We start from the raw sequence: 17,891 nt of genomic DNA, 5'->3' as shown, positions 1-17,891 counted from the left end.
CGAGCCCCTTGCGGGGGGCTCGGACAGCTCTACTTCGGTTTCTCCGCCGTCTCGATCAGGAATCCGCGCAGCTTCGACGCTGCCGCGGACGGGCCGCATCGGTCTCACGCCGCCGAGCGCGGCCTTCCGGATCCAAGAGGGTCAGCCGTGGGGGCTCGTTAGTTGCGTCACGAACCTTTTCGGTCGATGCGCTCCGCGGATTCGAGCAGGAATGGTGGGAGTTTTGAGTCGGCCGCCAGCACCTCGATTCCGATGAGTACTCCGCTCCGGTCGAAGTCCAGGTTGATCATGCCGTCAACCGCTATCGGGTCACAAGGGTACGTGTATGCCGACTTGGGTTGGACCTGGGGGTCGGTGAGGTAGATGTAGGCCGCATTGGCTTCCCCGTCGTAGGTTACCTTCAGGGGTTTCATGGCTTTACCTTCTTGAGTCTGTCGACGTAGGCCTGGTTCGTGACGATCACCGTATTGATATTCCCATCAATTGTCTTCCCTACAAATGTTCCGGTCGTCGGGTCGAAGTGCCCCACTTTCCACTGGCCCTCGTGGTAGTAGGGAAATGATTCCCTCTGAAGAGTTTTTTGGATCTGCTCATCCGAGACTTCGCGGCCATCCATGCGTTGCAGGGAGTGCCCAGTCTGCTGCGCCTCCTTCGGGGGGATCGGGCGGAGGATGACCTCCTCACCCCAGTTGCAGTAGCAGGAGGCCGCGTGAGTGGTGTCGCCGCACGCATTGTGCACGAGCACCGGAGTGCCCCCGGCCAGCACATAGTAGGTGTGGATACCCCTGATCGTGAGGTTGTACGCAGTCTGTGGAGTCCTCTGCTCTGTGGACGCCGTCGTGATGGTGACGGTCCGACCGTCGGCGGTGAGCAATTGCTCCCCGGGTTCCAGGTCGGTCGCAAGTACCCAATGGCCGGTGGTCGCATCCCAGTACGGGTGGTGCGCCGTGGAGGTGATGGTAGCCGACCCGTCAGGGGCGGCATCGATCGTCAGGTCGGTGAATTCGCTGTCGTCTGCAGTGGAGATCGTTGCGTCGACCTCCGCAGAATCGGTGATTCTCCCTTCCGGATCGGTTGCCACGACCAGGTCGCCGATCTCAAGCTGATCGATGGACTTCGTCGACCCGTCTGCCATGAGGACTTGGGTGCCTGCGGGGAAGCTGTTGGCACAACCGGGGAAGGTGAAAAGCGTCGTACCGGTCGACCCCGACGTGATGAGGCTCCCCGGAACTGAGGCGTTCTCCCCGCCGAAGGGCGACGGTCCTTCCTCCAGGGAGTAACTGATCGCCGCTGTGGCCAGTCCGCACCCGCCGTCGTAGAAGGCACATGACCTGACGAAGAGGAAGGACGCGCCGCCGGAGATCACCCCCTCCTGGACCCAGGAGTTCATCACCTGGTTTGCCCCGAGCGCCTCCATGAGTTGCTTGCTGCAGTGGGCATCCGGGTTCTCGCAGAGCTTGTACCAGTACTGCTTGACGTCCCACTGCGGTGCGACGTTGAACTGAGTCCAGCCGCCGTTGGGGTCGCTGAGGACCAAATCCTTGTACCACTTGGCCAGTTGGTCGGTGAGCCCGTTGCCGTTGTCCTCGACGAAGACCGTGGAGCTGATCTGGACGTAGGTCGTCGAGTACGTCGACCCGGTCGTGCCCGTGGGGGAGGGGGCCGGCGGGATGAGGCCGTTGCCGTCCTTCTTCGCGCCCGGGTCGTGGGTGGCGGGGGTGCCGCTGCCGCCGGTGGCGTCGACGCAGCTCTGGGTGACGCAGTAGGGGCCGTAGAGGCCGGTGGGGTCGCTGATGGTCAGCGGGTTGTTGTTGGCGTAGGTGTAGGCGGCGAGGGACTGCGGGTCCTCGGTGACCAGCAGGGGGTCGACGCTGGTGAAGCGTCCGGTGGCGGGGTCGTAGTCGCGGGCTCCTAGGTGGGTGAGGCCGGTGGGTTCGTCGGTGCCGCCGAGGAAGCCGCGGGTGCCGGACCAGCCGGTGGGGGTGGTGCCGCGGGTGGCGCCGAAGGGCAGGGTGCGGCGTTGCTGGACGGTGCCGGTGGTGGCGTCGATGTCGGTTTCGGCGGTGCCGTGGTGGTCCGCGGTCTGGAAGGTGAGCCTGTTGTCGTCGGTGCGGACGGCGGTGGCGTCGCCGAGGGAGTAGTAGCGGGTGGCGGTGGCCGTGCCGGCGCCCTTGGTGAGCTTGAGTTCGGTGGCGCCGAGGTAGAGGGTCCAGTTCTCGGCGGCCGGGTTGGCGGTGTCGAGGGTGTGGCCGATGAGGCGGCTGCCGTCGGCGTCGTAGAGGTAGTCGGTGGTCTGGGTGGTGGTCGTGGTGGTGGAGCCGGTGGTGGTCTTGACCGTGGCGGCGAGTTGGCTGAGCTTGCCCTCGGTGTTCCAGGTGAGGGTCTGGTCGCTGGTCTGGTTGCCGGAGGGTTTGAGGGTGCGGGTGGTGGTGTTGCCCGACGCGTCGTAGCCGTAGCTCTCCACGACGGGGGTGCCGAGGGCGCCGGTGGTGGTGGAGGTGGAGGTGAGGGCGTGCGGGCGGTTGGCGGGGTAGGTGTAGGTGGTGGTGGCGTCCTGGGCGGTGTTGCCGCTGGTGTTGTGGCGGGTCTCGGTGGCCCGGGTGCCGTTGGTGTTGTAGGTCCAGCTGGTCCAGTAGGGGGCGGGGCCGCCGAGCTGGGTGCCGCTGGGGGCGGTGCAGCTGCCGGTGTTGGGGGTGTAGGCCTGGGTCAGGCGGGCCAGGTAGTCGTAGCCGAAGCACTGGCGGTCGGTGCCGGCCGCGGAGGTGTCGGTGACGGAGGTGACGTTGCCGGCCTGGTCGTAGGTGTAGGCGGCGGCTCGGACGGGGGTGGCGACGCCGTACCGGTCGGTGCGGCTGGAGGCGAGGCGCTGGGTGCCCCACTCGTAGGAGTTGGTGACGTAGACCTGCTTGTCGGCGGTGCCGTTGCTGAACGTGGCCTGCAGTGGTTTGCCGGTGAGGCTGTAGGTCTGGCCGGTCTGGTACTTGGTCAGGCCCTCGATGGTGGTGGGCCGGTGCAGGCCGTCGTAGCCGAAGACGACCGCCTCGCCGGGCAGACTGCCCGCCTTGGGGTAGGTCACGCTCTGCGGCTGGCCGTCGAGGCGGTAGCCGACGGTGCTGACGTAGTCTCCGGCCAGGGCCTCCTGTCCGGGGACGGCCGGCACGGTGACGGTGGTGCTGTTGGGGCGGCCGAGCGAGTCGAAGACCGCGTACGTGGTCTTGTACTCCCAGGTCTTGGCGCCGACGGTGACGTAGCGCGAGCTGGAGGCCAGTGCGCCCTTCTCGCCGGTCGGGTCCCAGGTCTGCGAGGTCAGCAGCGGGCCGGTGGGGGAGCCGTCACGGGTCTCCACCAGGCGGGACAGGTTGTCGTAGAGGTTCGCGACGGTCTGGCCGCGCGCGCTGGTGCTGGTGACCAGCTCGCCGCGGTCGTTGTAGGTCGACAGGGTGGTGCCGCTGTCGGGGTCGACGGCCTTGGTCAGCCGTCCGAACCTGTCGTGGAGCCAGGTCCAGGTGGTGCCGGACGGTCCGGTCAGCCGGTTGAGGTAGCCCTTGGCGTCGTAGCCGTAGGTGGTGGAGTCGTAGGCGCCGGTTGGCGTCGCGGACTTGTACTGGCGCAGCTCGGTGGTCTGCCCGAGCGCGTCGGTGAGGGTGGTGGTGGGGGTGCCGCCGGCCGGCGGGGTCACGGTGACCCGGTCGCCGCCGTACTCGGTGAGCGTGGTGGCCAGCGGGGTGCCGACGCCGTTGCCGGCCAGGGCGGTGGACTTGACGACCCGTCCGAGGCCGTCGAACTCCTGCTTGACCTGGGTTTCGACGCCGGTGGTGTCGTCGACGTTGCGCAGTGTCGCGGACGGGGCGCCGGTGGCGTAGTAGGCGGCGTAGGACAGGGCGGCCTGGCCGCGGGCGTCGTAGAAGGTGTCGGTGAGGATCCGGCCGCCGCTGTCGCCGGGCGACTGGGTCTGCCGGGTCCGGCCGAAGCCGTCGTACAGGGTGTAGGAGGTCTGCTGGCTGCCGTCCTCGTTGAGGGTCTTGTCGGCGACGGCGGAGATCTGCCCGTCGGCGACGCTGTAGCCGTACTCCTGGTTCGGGAGTTCTCCGTCCGCCTTGGAGCGGTTCGGCAGCCAGACCTTCAGGGTGCGGCCGAGCGCGTCGTAACTGACGTCGGTGCGGCGGCTGTTGGCGTCGGAGCTGCTGGTGGGCAGGCCGCGCAGCTGGTCGTAGGTGGTGCTGGAGACCGCGGCGGTGCTACTGACGCCGGCCTTCGCGGGCGGCGAGGTGATCGTGACCTTGACCGGTCGGCCGGTGGCCGGCTGGTACGCCGTGGTGGTTGTCAGCGCGGTGCCGGAGGCGGTGGTGGTCGCGGTCGTGCCGGAGAGGTCGTAGACCGTGCTGGACGCGGCCTCGGTGGAGGTCAGCGTGCGGCCGTACTTGTCGAAGGTCGCGGCGTTGTCCAGGTAGGTGGCGCTGTTCCCGGTCCGGGTCTTGAGCAGTTGGGTCAGCGTCGCGTCGCCCTTGACCGGGGCGGCGCCGTACGCCTGGCCGTCGTAGCGGTAGCGGGTGTCGGACAGGACCGCGGAGGTGTCGTCGGCCTGGGTGTCGCGGTTGACGGTCGCCGCGCAGTTCGCCGCGACCGTCTCGGTGCGGATGGTGCCGGAGAGGATCCACAGCGCGGTGTTGTCGGCGTACGTGGTCCGGGTGCACTTGTCGTCGGCGCCGGTCGAGACGTCGCCGAAGCTGTCCACCGCCACCGGTCGGCTGTAGTCGTCGAAGACGGTGGTGGTGCGGGTCTCGCGCCAGGACGCGCCGGCGCCCTTGTCGAGCGAGGTGAACGCCCGGGAGGTGCTGACGCCCGACATGTTGGCGGTGGTGGTGCCCCAGTCGCGGACGCGTACGGCGGTCTGCTTCTTCCACGGGGTGTTGACGGTCTTGCCGATGACGACGCCGCCGGGCTTGTCGTACTGCTCGACGCGGTACTCGACGCCGGCCCACGCCTGGTCGTCGGTGAGAGTGGTGCCCTCGCCGTCGTCGACGGTGACGGCGCGCTTGGCGTTCTTGTCGGTCGGGCTGCTGCGGTCGCCGTCCATGCCGCGCAGGAACCAGTGGTCGGCCTGGGTGGCCATGCCGTCCACGCCGCCGGTCTGCACCCGGGCGTGGGCGTAACCGCGCCACTGGGACCAGGTCTTGAACTTCTCCTTGGTCAGGCCGTCCTCGTCGTCGAAGTGCCAGGCGGCGTCACCGAGGTAGGTGTAGCGGGTGACCATGGTGGGGGCGCCGCCGGTGCGGTCGGTGCCGAGGACCGACTCGACGACGTACTTGTTGAACCACTCGGTGGTGACCGGGTCCGTGTCGGCGGCCTGGTACATCTGCGGGAAGCAGCGGGTGGTATTGCTCTGCGGGGTCGGCAGGGCGGCCCAGTCGCAGGCTTCTGCCGAGTAGTTGACGTCGATCTGGCCGCCGTACTCGTCGGTGACGGTGCCCAGGCGCTGCTTGACGAAGGGCATCCGGCCGTCGCCGGTCCGGTCGAGCCGGTTGACCATCGCCTTGTAGGCGAGGGCGGTCGGGGGCAGCGGGATCGCGGGGGTGGCGGAGGAGCCGGTGTGCTTGATCGTGCTCAGCAGCAGCTGGTAGTCGAAGTCGGCGGTGCCCCACTTGTACGCCAGGTCCCAGGTGTCCATGGGCGCGTAGGCGCCGTTGGCCTGGAGGGTCTTGGCGACGACCTGGGTGAGCCGGGTGCGGCCGAAGAAGGTCGGCGAGAACTGCGCGGTGCAGTCGGTGCCGTCCTTGCAGATCTGGTCCCACGGGGTGTCGTACCAGTACTGGTGGTTGGTGTCGATCGCGGCCGCGTCGCAGACCCCGGCCGTGGTCTCCAGGCAGCGCTCGGCGGTGGCGAAGTCGACCCGGCCCGTCGGCTTGACGGTGGCGGAGTAGAGGTCGGTCTTCTGCTGGCCGTACTCGATGTGGTCCAGGTGCCCGCCGCGGACGTACGGGGTGCGGTTGGCGGGGTTGAGGTTGCGGCTGTAGTTGTTGGTCTCGGGGGCGTACCAGTAGGTGATGTCGTTGCCGTGGGCGTCGACCACCAGGTCGAGGTTCCACCGCCAGCCCTGCTGGCACCAGGACGCGGCGAAGTTCGCGCCGTTGCACGGCTCGCCCGCGTTGTTGCCGAAGACGGGCACGGTGTAGACCGACTTGGTCTCCGGCTGGCCGCTGGTCCAGTTGGGGAGGCGGTTGTAGCCGAAGTGGTAGGTGGTGCCGTCGGGGGTGGTGGCCTTGAAGTACTCGCCGTCGTTGTCGCCGTTGCCGCGCGCGCCGTCGCGGACCCGGACGACCTTGGTGGCGTCGTCGTTCTTGATCCGCCACTCGTCGGCGGAGACCGGGATCAGCTCGCCCGAGTGCCCGGCGAAGCTGATGGTCGCGTTGTCGGTGCCCCAGCACTGGTCACCGGGGCTGTAGCCGTTGGACTTCGGCGCGCCGTCGTCCGCGCACGGCTTGTAGGAGCGTTCGACGAACCCGGGCGAGATGTCGAAGCCGTCGCCGGCCCACGCCGACTGGTTGTTGCTGTTGGAGGTGCGGCCGTCCACCGAACCCGAGTTGTACGACAGGCCGATGCTGGGAGTGAGCCCGCCCGGCATCGAGGACAGCGGCATGCTGTACGACCAGGTGAACGAACCGTTGTTCAGCGAGGTCGACCAGGACGAGGCGCTCGACAGGGGCGTCGCCTTGTAGTCCCCGCCGGGCCCGGCCGGTCCGGCCGTCGCCGCCAGCACCGCCGCACCGCCGGCGGCCTGGATCCGGGTCGACCCGGCCGGGGCCGCGGTCAGCGCCTCGGCACTGACGGTCTGCGCCTCGGTGTCGTTGCCGCCGGGCAGCGGGGTCTGCGTCCGGCACTCGGCCAGCTCGGGCGTGGTCAGCGCGCAGTCGGGCAGCCGGACCAGCTTCAGCCGGGAGCCGAAGCCGGAGCCCGCCGCCTGCGTGAAGGCGGAGTAGTCGACCGACACGCCGGTGCCGTCGCCCGCGCCCGCCACGGTGAACAGCAGGCCGTTGACGCCGGCCTTCGCGGCGGCGTCCTGGCCGAGCAGTTCGACCCGGGCGCCCTTGGCGGCCGTGCCGGAGGACGTCAGTGCGACGGGCAGTGCGCCGGCCTTCACCGCCCTGCCGCGCTCACCGGGAAGGTCCAGGGTGGCGCCGCCCTTGCCGGGCAGCAGGCCCTTCCGGCCGTCCGTCTTGCTGACGGTGGTGTCGGCCTTGCGGTCCTTGGTCCTGGCGTCGGAGCCCTTGACCGGCTTCTCGGGGGAGACCGCCGAGGGTTTCTGGTAGCCGGCCGCCGCGGCGGCCGCCATCGGGAGCGTCGGCAGCAGCGACCCGAGCAGGGTGGCCGCGATGACCGCGGACGTCCTGCCCCGGGCCCGCCGGGCGACGGACCTTCCTGATCTCATCACGTGTGGGTTCCTCGTCGGACCAGCCCGCCCGGACGGTCCGGGCGGGAGCGTGGGGACCGCGGGCCGGACGGGGGTTCGCCCGTCCGGCCCGCGGTGATCGATGGGGTGTCAGATGCCGGTACGGCTGTCCAGCGCGTTCCCGCCGGCGGCGAGCTTCAGGACCTGCGTCACCGTCAGGGCGTTCTGGAAGGCCCAGACGTCGTCCAGCTCGCCGGACAGGTCCTCCGCCCAGCCGCCGCCCTGCCGCGAGCGGCCGAACTGCAGCGCGCCACCGCCCTCGTAGGGCTGCGGGGCACCGATGTCGGAGGCGTACGGGACGCAGTCCGTCGGGGTGCCGGCGCAGGTCTGGTTCTGCGGGACGCCGTTGACGTACAGCACCAGCCGGTCGGTGAACGCGTCGTAGGTCACCGCGAGGTGGATCCAGCCGCCGCGCTGGCTGCCCCGGCTGTGGGTGGCGGTGGTGCGGACGGCACCGCTGCCGTCCCCGTCGCGGACCTCGGCCTGCCATTCGCCGTACGGCTCGTAGTCGGCGTTCAGGCCCTTGGAGTGCCAGCGCAGCACCACCGCGCTGTTGTTCGTTCCGGCGACCGACAGGACGGTCATGTCCCGGTCGGGGACGCCGGCGGTGTTCACCCAGCCGGCGAGCGTGAAGCTCTGGTTGGTGTGCAGCGGCAGGGTGCCGGTGGCCGCGTAGTCACCGCTCCCGTCGAGGGCCAGGGTGCCGCCGGGGGTCAGGATCCCGCCGCCGGAGTGGATCGCGGCGTCGCCGCCGAGGGTCGCGCCCGCGCCGGGCAGCAGGTCCTCGGGAGCGGTGGCGGGGGTGCCGGTGGCGCTGTCGAGCTTCCAGCGGCCGATCAGCTGCGGATTCTGCTGGACCATCGCGGCGGCCTCGGCCGAGGTCACCACCCGGTCGTAGAGCCGTACTTCGCCGATGTCGCCCTTGAAGTACTCCAGGTTCTGGTTCGAGCGGCTGCCCGCGCCGAGCTGGACCGGGCCGGGGGCGGCCCAGGGCGCGGTCTGGGTGTAGTCGGACTCGCCGACCGGATAGCCGTTGACGTAGAGCCGGGTCTTCTTCGCGACGCTGTCGCTGACCCCGATCAGGTGCACCCACTCGTCGGTCGCGCCGGCGAAGCACGGCACGCCGTTGGTCACGGTGCCGGGCGCGCAGTCGGGCTGCCGGGCGCTCACCAGGGTGCTGGTGAGGCTGTCCTCCTTGTAGCGGCCGAAGACCCACTGGTTCCAGGCGGTGGAGTAGTACAGCGTGAACTCGCCGGCGTACTGGCCGGTCTGGCTGACCGCGACCTTGGCGGCGGTGTCGCCCGCGGCCGGCTTGGACAGCCTGACCCAGGCCGAGACGGAGAAGTCCCGGCTGCCGTCGACCTGCGGACGGGTGCCCCGGGCGTAGTCGTCCACACCGTCGAAGTGCACCGCCTTGCCGACCGGACCGGTCTGGCCGGGCAGCGCGCCGCCGGAGAGCGTCAGGGCGTCGGCCTCGCCCGCGCCGACCGGATTGGCGGCGGTCCCGTCGAAGCTCCAGGCCGCCTTGGCGCCCCGGCCGGTGGTGACCGGCTGGTCGGTGGCGACCCGGGCGACGTCGGCGGCGCCCAGCGCGCGGTCCCAGACCTTGACGTCGTCGACCGAGCCCTTCCACGGGTCGGTCATCGCGCCGCGGTACTTGGAGCGGCCGATCTCCAGCGGGCCGCTGGACTGCCAGGCGGCGGCGGAGGCGACCGGGGTGCCGGCCACGCCGTTGACGTACAGGGTGTACGTCTGGGCGGCGGGGTCGTACACGCCGGTCAGGTGGGTCCACTGCCCGTACACCACCGGTGCGGTGGAGGAGGCCAGTTGGAAGGCGAAGCCCTCGGCGTCCTTGTCGGTGGTCCACATCCGCCACTGGTCGTTCATCATGCCCAGGGCGAAGCGGCTCATGTGGGTGCCGATCTGGCTGACCGCGGTCCGGTTGCGGGTGCCCTCGGTGAGGTTGACCCAGGCCGAGACGGTGAAGCCCCTGGTGGTGTCGAGCACCGTGCCGCGGGTCTCGGCGTAGCCGTTGGGCGAGCCGCCCACGGAGGTCGTGCCGTCCATGCTGATCGCCTCACCGGTGTGCCCGGCCGCGCCGACGGTCACACCCGACGAGGAGGTCAGCGTGTAGCTGCCGCCGGTGCCGGCCAGTGTGGTTCCGGAACTCTCCGCCATGGCCCAGCCGGAGCGCTGCGGCTGCCCGCTGAGCACGTTGAAGTAGTACGTCGTGGGCACCGAGACGTTGCCGGCGCCGTCGACGGCCCGCACCGAGAGCGTGTGCAGTCCCGGCGTCTGGGGCTGGACCGTGATGGTCTGCGCCGCGCCGCCGCTGGTGGTCACCTTGTTGCCGGGGGACGGGGAGGTGTCCAGGCCCCACTCGTACCTGACCACGTCGGTGGAGGACGACTTCACGGTGAAGCCGCCGGTCCGGCCCACGCCGTCGCTCCAGGGCAGGGACGCGCCGGAGCTGGTGGAGCCCGGGAAGATCGGCGAGCTGATGTCCGGGCCGGGCGGCGCGGTGCTGTCGACGCTGAAGTAGCAGGCCGTCGCGCCCCCTTCGGAGGACCACGGGCTCCAGGCGTAGCCGTCCCAGACCCGGGCCTCCCAGCTGATCTGGGAGTTCTGCGGCAGGTTCAGGGTGGTCGGCAGCGGCCAACTGAACAGCGAACCGGACGCCTTGAAGTCCGCGGACGACGGCGGCGTCGCCTCCGCCCCGGTGGACCACCAGCGGCGGGTGAAGCCCGTGCCGTCGTCCCAGTTCAGGGCGAACTGGACGCCGATCGCCTCGCCGTCCGGGTCGGTGGCCCGCTTGACGGTGGCCTCCGGGACCTTGTTGACCTTGACGCTCGTGGCCTGGGGCTGGCACGCCGAACCCGGCGATATCGCCATGTCGGCGGTGGAGATCTGGTTCGGGCGCGCGTTGTAGTAGACCTGCAGGTAGGCGTCGTCGGTGAAGCGCTTCCAGCCGTACGCGTCCGACTCGTTCTCCGCCTTCAGACCGAGGGTGACGGTCGGCCAGCCCCAGTTCGCCGCGTCCTGGACCAGGGCCTTCAGCCCCGGATCGGCATCACCGCCCCACTCCAGCCAGCCGCCGCCGCAGCCGGTGTAGCCCTTCGCCGCGTTGATGGTCTGCACCTTGCGGCTCCAGAACCCGGCCGCGTTCTGCTTGTTCCAGGTCAGGCCGGAGTTGATGTAGTTGGTGTTCCACAGCTCCACCGGGCGCGCCGAGCACGAGTACGAGTGGCTCTCGTACGTGCCGAAGGTGGCCTTCAGGATCTGCTTCCCGACGAACCCGTCGCTCGGGACCTGGAAGAACGCCCGCTTCACGTCCAGCGGCGCGCAGCGCGAGGTGTCGCCGCAGTAGCCGACACCCCAGTCGTGCACGTACGTGTCGTAGGTGAAGTGCCAGTAGGTCTGGTTCGGGTACGTGCGCGAGACGCCGGCCCAGTCCGTCGCCACCGGGGTGTTCCAGGCCGGGTCGATCATCACCGGGTAGACCGTGGCCGGGTCGTCCAGCATCGCCCGGTCCGGAGCGAGGACCATGCCGTCCTTCGGCAGGCCCACCTTCAGCCGGGTCATCTTCGCGCCCTCGCCGGGCGCGTCCTTCCTGGCGGCACTCTTCTCGAGGGCGTCCTTCTCGGAGGTGCCCTGCTCGGCGGCGTCCTTCCCCGTACGGCCCTTGTCGGACGGGGACTTCGCGTCCTGGCCGGCAGTCGACGGGGCAGTCGGGGCAGTCGGGGCAGTCGGGGCGGTCGGGGCGGGAAGTGCCGCCGAGTCCCACATGACGGGCACGGGGGTCTCGAAGACGGTGCCGCTACCGGCCGCGTCCACCGCCTTCAGCGAACCGTCGGCCTCCTGGCGCACCGTCAGGCCGTCGGCCCGCAGACCGAGGCGGAGCGCGTCCAGCTCGGGGTTCTTCGCGGCCGCCGGGGTGTGCACCACCAGGACCTGGCTGAACCCCGTCGGGGACGCGGTCAGCCGCAGGTCGACCCCGGGCAGCACCGAGCGGTACTCCGCGGTCGCGCCGTCCACCACGGGCGTCGGCAGCGCCTTCGGCCAGGCCAGCCGCAATTCCCTCCCGGCCCGGGTCATCCGCACCAGCGGTTGGCTGCCGCCGCCCGAGAACTCCAGGTCGGCCGTCGTCGCCTTCGGCGCCACCGCACCGCTCGGCAGCACCGCCAGCGTCGGGTCCAGGTCCACCCAGCCGCCGGCCTTGCGCACCCGCTGGGGCCGCACGTAAGTCGTCGACAGCAGCCGGCCGTCGGGCTGGGCCACCACGTCGGAGTTCTCACTGCGCAGCACCGCGACCTCCACCGGCCTGCCGGTCCGCTGCGCCTCGGCGACCGCCAGCGACTCCGCGCTCTCGGTCGGGGGTGCCGACACCACGGGAGGGGCCACCGGCTCCTGCCCGTCACCGCCGGACGCCGCCGCCCCCGGAGCGCCGAACGCCCCCGCCGTCATACCAGCGGAGAGCAGGAACGCGGTCAGCCCGCGTCCCCATCCTCTCCGCACGGATCTTTCTCGCACGTCACACTCCCGCGGGACTGACAATCATCAGATGCGGCTCGGATCATCATGGATTTCCCAATGAAGTGTCAATGAAGTAGATGAGTTCGGGATTTGAAGGTTATTCAGGTGGTGATGGTTTGGCTGGTGATGGCCTATCAGCTCCGATGGTGGGGCGCATGTACCGATTGGAGTCGAATCGGTCCGAAGGCGATGGTTTGTCGCCGAAGGAGGGCCGGTCGAGGGATTTACGCAAACCGTCTGCGTAAATGGCCGGGCGGGGTGCGGTGTCCGATCTCGGCGGTTTCATCCGGTGGAAAGTATTTGACTGGGTGTCAAATTCAATTGGCATGCCCAATGAAATCCGCCGGGAAAGCGCCCCTGGTGATTCCCGCATCCTCGCGGAACTCCACCCGGTGGAAGGCGAGTTGCTCGCAGGATCGCACGCTTGGCCGAGGCTCCGGCCGTGCTCAAGAGCGGGCGCCGGCCGGCCGGTGCCCGCTCAGCGCCCCGGTGGTCGGGTGAGCACGCAGTCGCCGCACAGGCCGCCGGCCGGCACCCGGTAGTACAGGCAGCACGACGCCCGGCGGAACGCCAGTGGGCCGCCGGGCGCCGACACCGCGCCCGTCCCCGCCAGCGCCGGACGGGCCAGCAGTTCGCGCGTCAGCTCGGCCGCCGGCGCCCGCAGGTGCGGCACCGACCCCAACTGCCGGGCCGCGCCCACCAGCGCGGAGGCCGCGTTGCCCGCCAGCAGCCCCGGCGCGAGCGGCGTCAGCGTCCGCACCGCCGCCGCCAGCGGCGCCAACTGCCCCTCCCACACGAGTCGTTCCAGCACCTCGACGTCCGCCGCCACCCCGCCCGCCGGTACCCACAGGTCGAACGGTCCCTGCGGCGGTAGCGCGAACCACGCCCGGCCCAGCTCCGGCACCCGCCCGGTCGCCACCGCCGCCCCCAGCGCCACCGACCACAGCCGCGCCGCCAGCCCCAGGTGCGCCGTCGACGCCGCCACCCGCGGCTCGCCCGTCCCCAGCACCCGCGCCACCTCGGCCACCCGCGCCGCCAACGGCCCCCGCTCCCCGTACAGTTCGGCCAGCGGCCGGAACCCCGGCGGCGGCGCCGGGTCGGCGCGGACGGCGAAGTACGGGCCGAGCGCGGCCAGCGGGTCGGCGGCCGTCATCGGCGGGCCGGGGCGTACGGAGCACGGGGGAGGGGCACCCCGCGGAGTGTAGTGCGGCGCCCCGCTCCGGAGCGACGAGCGGCCCGGCCGCGGCGACCGGCCGGAGACCGTCCGGGGGCTCGGTCGGGCGCTCGGGCGGGAGGGCCTGACCGGCCTGTTCGGCGTCTCGGCCAACGACCACGAGCCGCACGGCGCCGACTTCTGCCGATGAGCCCCGGTGCCGGGCGTCAACGCCGGGTGCCGGCGGGTGCGGGTGCGGGTGCGGGTGCGGGTGTCGGCGGATGCGGTTGTCGGGACGGGGTGGCAGGCTGGGACGCATGTGCGGTCGTTTCGTCTCCACCACCCCTCCCGCGGACCTGGTCCCGCTGCTCGGCGTCACCGACTGGGACCCGACCGAGGCCCTCGCGCCGAACTGGAACGTCGCCCCGACCGCCCCGATCACCGCGGTGCTCGACCGGGTGGACGCCGACACCGGCGAGGTGAGCCGCCAACTGCGGGTGCTGCGCTGGGGATTGGTGCCGTCCTGGGCGAAGGACCGGTCCGGCGCGGCCCGGCTGATCAACGCCCGCTCGGAGACCGTCGACCAGAAGCCCTCGTTCCGCCGGGCGTTCGCCAAGCGCCGCTGCGTCATCCCCGCCGACGGCTACTACGAGTGGCGCCCGGTGCCCGCCGCCGACGGCCGCAAGGCGTACAAGCAGCCGTACTTCCTCTCCACCGGCGGCGTCATGCTGATGGCCGGGCTGTACGAGTTCTGGCGGGACGCCACCCTCCCCGAGGACCACCCGGCGGCCTGGCTGGCGACCGCGACCATCCTCACCACCGACGCCACCGACCGGGCCGGCCGGGTGCACGACCGGATGCCGCTGCTCGTCCCGCCCGCCGCCCTGGACGACTGGCTCGACCCCGCCCGCACCCACCGGGACGACCTCCGCCACCTGCTGGAACGCCCCGCCGACGGCGACCTGCGGGTCCGGGCCGTCCCGACCACCGTCAACCGGGTCGCCGACAACGGCCCGGAACTGCTCGCCGACGCCCCGGACCCGCTCGGCCTGTCCGACCAGGCGTAGGCCCCCGGCCGCCCGCACCTGGGCACCGGCCGCCCCGGGCCCGGTCGGGGCCCTTCCGGCGCGCTCGCCGGTACGGGCGGGGGCCGGTACCACAGCACCGGGTCGGTTGCGGCCGCTATCCGGTCAAGACGGGCCGGAATCTCACACCTCGTCAAACTCCTTAATTTCCAGGTCAACAGTCGCTTCCGGCGGTCGGCCGAACCTTGCGGCGGACAGTGGTCCAGGCCAATATCTCCCCCGTCCGGATCGGCGCCGCGCTCGGCGCCGGGCCGGACGATCGCAGCGCACCGTGTCGGGCCTCCCTGCCCTTGGCGTACCCACCATCGACGACCAGGAGAAGATCCACCGTGTCCCGATTCCGCGTTCTGCGCCGTCCGCTCGCTCTCGCCGTGGCCGCCACCGCCCTGGCCGCCGGCGGCACCATGGTCTCGGCCGGTGCCGCCTCGGCGGCCGGCGGTTCCGGCGTGACCTGCGACTCCGCCCCCCGCTACGGCACCGGCGGGGCGGCCGGCTACGCCGACCAGGTCTGTATCGACATGCTCAACTACCAGGCCACCGGCAGCAACATGGTCAAGCAGTCGTCGGGCAGCACCGACGTCCGGTTCTGGGTCGAGCTCCAGATGGTCTGCAACGGCGTCCTGTCGACCCCGCAGAACAGCCTGCACGTGTACCCGGGCGGCTCCGGCTCCGTCAGCGTCAACGTCACCAGCGCCGCTGTCTGCAAGGTCCGCGCCCACGGGTGGATCAGCGAGTCCGGCAAGACGTCGGCCGACAGCTACACCGCCTGGCTCAGCTGACCGCCCGCACCCGCGCCGCCGCCGTCGCGGCCCCGCCCCGTGCTGGGCGGGGCCGCGACGGCGGCCTCGGCCATCGGCCGGACCCCGCGCCCGGCACCCGCGACCGGCACCCGCGACCGGCGCCCGCGACCGGCGCCCGCGCCCGTGACCTGCGCCCGCGCCCGCCGGAGCGCCAGGGCCCTCAGGACCCCGAGGAGCCGTCGACCCCGCCGGCGTCACCCGAGTTGCCCGGGTTCGAGGTCGGCAGCAGCTGCCGGTTCCGGTTGCGGCGCCCCCAGCGGGCCACCCGGCCCGCGCCGAGCGTCACCCGGGCGACCCCCCGCACCCACTTCGGCCCGCCGCGCTCGGCCCACACCACGCAGCCGCAGCCGCCCACCACCAGCAGCAGGACGACGATCAGCACCGCACCGACCACGGGGAACCACCTCTCACGCGCCACCTTCGTACCGTCAGATCATCGCAGGCCGCCGCCGCGAACCGGGCCCGCCGGAAGGGGGTTGACAACCGCCCCGCCGAGCCGGTCCGATGGGCCGGGTATGACTGATCCCTCTGACGACCCCGTGTTCGACGCCCTCCAGGGCCTGTCCGTCGGCGACGCGCTCGGCGCCCAGTTCTTCGTCCCCGACACCGCCCGCCGCCACCTCGACGCCCGCACCGACCCGCCCGCCCCCTGGCCGTGGACCGACGACACCGAGATGGCCTGCTCGGTGCACGCCGCCTGGCGCGAGCGCGGCACCATCGACACCTTCGACCTCACCCACGCCTTCGCCCGCCGGCACGACTTCGACCGCGGCTACGGCCCGGCCGCCAACCGGCTGCTGCGGCTGATCCGCGAGGGCGGCGACGCCCGCCGCCTCGCCGCCGAACTCTTCGACGGCCAGGGCTCGTTCGGCAACGGCGCGGCCATGCGCACCGCCCCGCTCGGCGCCGCCTTCGCCGCCGACCCGGCCGCCGCCGTCCGCCCGGCCGCCGACACCGCCGTGATCACCCACACCCACCCGCAGGCCGTGGACGGCGCGATCGCGGTGGCCGTCGCCGCCGCCCTCGCCGTCCGCGCCCGCACCGAACCCACCACGCCCGCACGGCACTTGCGGGCCGTCGCCGCCCTCACCCCACCCGGCGCCGTCCGCCGCGGCCTGGCCGACGCGGCCCGGATCACCGACCGTACCGACCCAGGCGCGGCCGCCGCCCTGCTCGGCAACGGCAGCCGCACCAGCGCCGCCGACACCGTCCCGTACGCGCTGTGGTGCGCCGCGCACTGGCTGGACGACTACCCGGGCGCCGTGTGGGCCGCGATCGGCGCGGGCGGCGACGTCGACACCGTCGCCGCGATCACCGGCGGCGTGGTCGCCGCCCGCACCGGCACCGCCGGGATCCCGGCCCGCTGGCTGGCGGCCCGCGAACCCCTCCCCGGCTGGGCGTTCCCCGCCCCGCTGCGCCCCGCCCCGCGCCCGCTCACCCCGATGCGGCTGCCCCGCGCCCACCCGGTGCCCGACCTGCGCTGGTCCGACCACCACTGGCACCGCTACCGCACCGGCCTGCGCACCCCGCACTGGCTGACCCGCACCACCGAGGGCGTCCTGCACCTGCACCGCGCCGACACCGGAGCCGAGACCTGGTCGCTCGCCTTCGCCGCCGCCAAGGACGGCTGGCGCCCGGTCGCCGCCCACGCCGAGGCCCACCCCGCCCACTTCGCGGGCCCCGCCCGGCTGACCGACGCCCTGCTCGAACTGGAGGCGGGCGCCTGAACGGCGCACCGCCGGATGAGCGCCGAGTGGCCGGGTGGTGACGGCCAGTCGGCGGCCGGTAGGGTGAACGGGCACGGCGGAGGGGGCGACGAGGGGGCGGGCAGTGATCGAAGCGGTGCTGTTCGACCTCGACGGCACGCTGATGGACCACGAGGGCGCGGCCGAGGCGGCCGTCCTGGCCGGGGTCGCGGCGGAACTGCCCGGACGCGACTTCGACCGCGACGAGGTGCTGCGGGTCTGGCGCCGCCTGGAGCGCCGCGACTACGACCGCTACCTGGCGGGCGAGTTGACCGTCCAGCAGCAGCGCCGGAGCCGGGCGACCGCCTTCGCCGCGCACCTCGGCCTGGGGGAGTGGCCGGCCGAACGGGCCGACGCCTGGTTCGCCGGTTTCCTGCGCCGCTACGAGCGCTCCTGGCGGGCCTACCCCGACGCGCCGCAGGCGGTGCGCGAGGCGGGCAGCGGGCGGCGGCTCGGCGTGATCACCAACGGCGAGGGCGACATCCAGCGCCGCAAGCTGCGCGCCGTCGGCCTGGCCGAACTCGCCCCGCACACCACCGCCTCCGCCGAGGCGGGCTGCGCCAAGCCCGATCCGGCGATCTTCCACCTGGCCTGCCGCACCCTCGGCGTCGCCCCCGAACACACCGCGTACGTCGGCGACCGCCTCGACGTGGACGCCGAGGCGGCCACCGCAGCCGGCCTGCTGGGCATCTGGCTGGACCGCGAGCCGAGCGGCGAACGCCCGTCCGTCCCCCGGATCCACTCCCTCGCCGAACTCGCCCTCCTGCTGGGCTGACCCCCGCGCGCACGCCCCGCCCTGACGGTGGGCGGGGCGTGCTCGCGGGGGCGTGCGCGCGGGGGTGTGCGCGCGGGACGTCGGCGCTGCGGTCAGCTCCGGCCGAACAGCCGGGAGAACCACGAACCGGCCGGAGCCGCCGCGCCGTTCGCGCCCACAGCGCCCTTCGCGCCCTTCGCGGCCCTGGCCGCCTTCGCGTCCGCCGCGCACGAGCAGCGCTGCGACTTCGGCACGCCGGCCAGGACCTGTTCGACGTGCATGCCGCAGCCGGCGAAACCCGGCTTGCCGCAAAACTTGCAGGTGGTGCGACGACACATGGGAGTGCTTCCTTTCAACGGGGGGTGATCAAGCGG

At 72.1% G+C, this 17,891-nt stretch carries 10 protein-coding genes; 4 read left to right on the top strand and 6 right to left on the bottom strand.

The window, feature by feature from the left end; all coding sequences use genetic code 11:
• Nucleotides 1-167: 167 nt before the first annotated feature.
• The 4 genes from KSE_RS05765 to KSE_RS05750 all read right to left on the bottom strand — a co-directional run bounded on the left by KSE_RS05765 (nt 168) and on the right by KSE_RS05750 (nt 13,133).
• Nucleotides 168-413: a DUF2283 domain-containing protein gene (locus KSE_RS05765; protein ID WP_014134336.1), complete on the bottom strand. Its 246-nt coding sequence runs from the start codon at nt 411-413 to the stop codon at nt 168-170.
• A complete protein-coding gene (locus KSE_RS05760) occupies nt 410-7,426 on the bottom strand; it encodes a polymorphic toxin-type HINT domain-containing protein (protein WP_051055107.1) in 7,017 nt (2,338 codons plus the stop codon). Before KSE_RS05760 ends, KSE_RS05765 begins: the two co-directional genes overlap by 4 nt.
• A gap of 111 nt (nt 7,427-7,537) precedes the next feature.
• On the bottom strand, nt 7,538-11,848 hold the full coding sequence (locus tag KSE_RS05755) for a LamG-like jellyroll fold domain-containing protein (protein WP_158413050.1): 4,311 nt from the start codon (nt 11,846-11,848) through the stop codon (nt 7,538-7,540).
• 610 nt (nt 11,849-12,458) lie between these two features.
• Nucleotides 12,459-13,133 (bottom strand): (2Fe-2S)-binding protein, encoded by a 675-nt coding sequence (locus KSE_RS05750; protein WP_014134333.1) that lies wholly within the window; start codon nt 13,131-13,133, stop codon nt 12,459-12,461.
• A 317-nt stretch (nt 13,134-13,450) separates the two neighbouring features.
• On the opposite strand from KSE_RS05750, the gene KSE_RS05745 reads away from it, so the two are divergent.
• Both KSE_RS05745 and KSE_RS05740 read left to right on the top strand, forming a co-directional pair.
• Nucleotides 13,451-14,200, top strand: a complete 750-nt coding sequence (locus KSE_RS05745) for an SOS response-associated peptidase (protein ID WP_014134332.1) — start codon at nt 13,451-13,453, stop codon at nt 14,198-14,200.
• Between the two features lie 347 nt (nt 14,201-14,547).
• A complete protein-coding gene (locus KSE_RS05740; RefSeq protein WP_041293879.1) occupies nt 14,548-14,997 on the top strand; it encodes a hypothetical protein in 450 nt (149 codons plus the stop codon).
• Nucleotides 14,998-15,178: 181 nt separating this feature from the next.
• On the opposite strand, the gene KSE_RS05735 is transcribed toward KSE_RS05740, so the two are convergent.
• Complete coding sequence (locus KSE_RS05735; RefSeq protein ID WP_407927421.1) at nt 15,179-15,436, bottom strand: hypothetical protein; 258 nt, start codon at nt 15,434-15,436, stop codon at nt 15,179-15,181.
• A gap of 97 nt (nt 15,437-15,533) precedes the next feature.
• On the opposite strand from KSE_RS05735, the gene KSE_RS05730 reads away from it, so the two are divergent.
• Nucleotides 15,534-16,745: an ADP-ribosylglycohydrolase family protein gene (locus tag KSE_RS05730; protein WP_014134329.1), complete on the top strand. Its 1,212-nt coding sequence runs from the start codon at nt 15,534-15,536 to the stop codon at nt 16,743-16,745.
• Nucleotides 16,746-16,848: 103 nt separating this feature from the next.
• Nucleotides 16,849-17,538: an HAD family hydrolase gene (locus KSE_RS05725; RefSeq protein ID WP_014134328.1), complete on the top strand. Its 690-nt coding sequence runs from the start codon at nt 16,849-16,851 to the stop codon at nt 17,536-17,538.
• A gap of 92 nt (nt 17,539-17,630) precedes the next feature.
• Here KSE_RS05725 and KSE_RS41965 read toward each other — a convergent pair whose 3' ends face one another.
• On the bottom strand, nt 17,631-17,855 hold the full coding sequence (locus KSE_RS41965) for a hypothetical protein (RefSeq protein WP_014134327.1): 225 nt from the start codon (nt 17,853-17,855) through the stop codon (nt 17,631-17,633).
• Nucleotides 17,856-17,891: the final 36 nt, after the last annotated feature.

Origin of the sequence: Kitasatospora setae KM-6054 (genome assembly GCF_000269985.1) — a bacterium.
Taxonomy (GTDB): Bacteria; Actinomycetota; Actinomycetes; order Streptomycetales; family Streptomycetaceae; genus Kitasatospora; species Kitasatospora setae.
The sequence above is the reverse complement of the archived record's forward strand: the minus strand, read 5'-3'. Positions and strand labels throughout refer to the sequence as shown.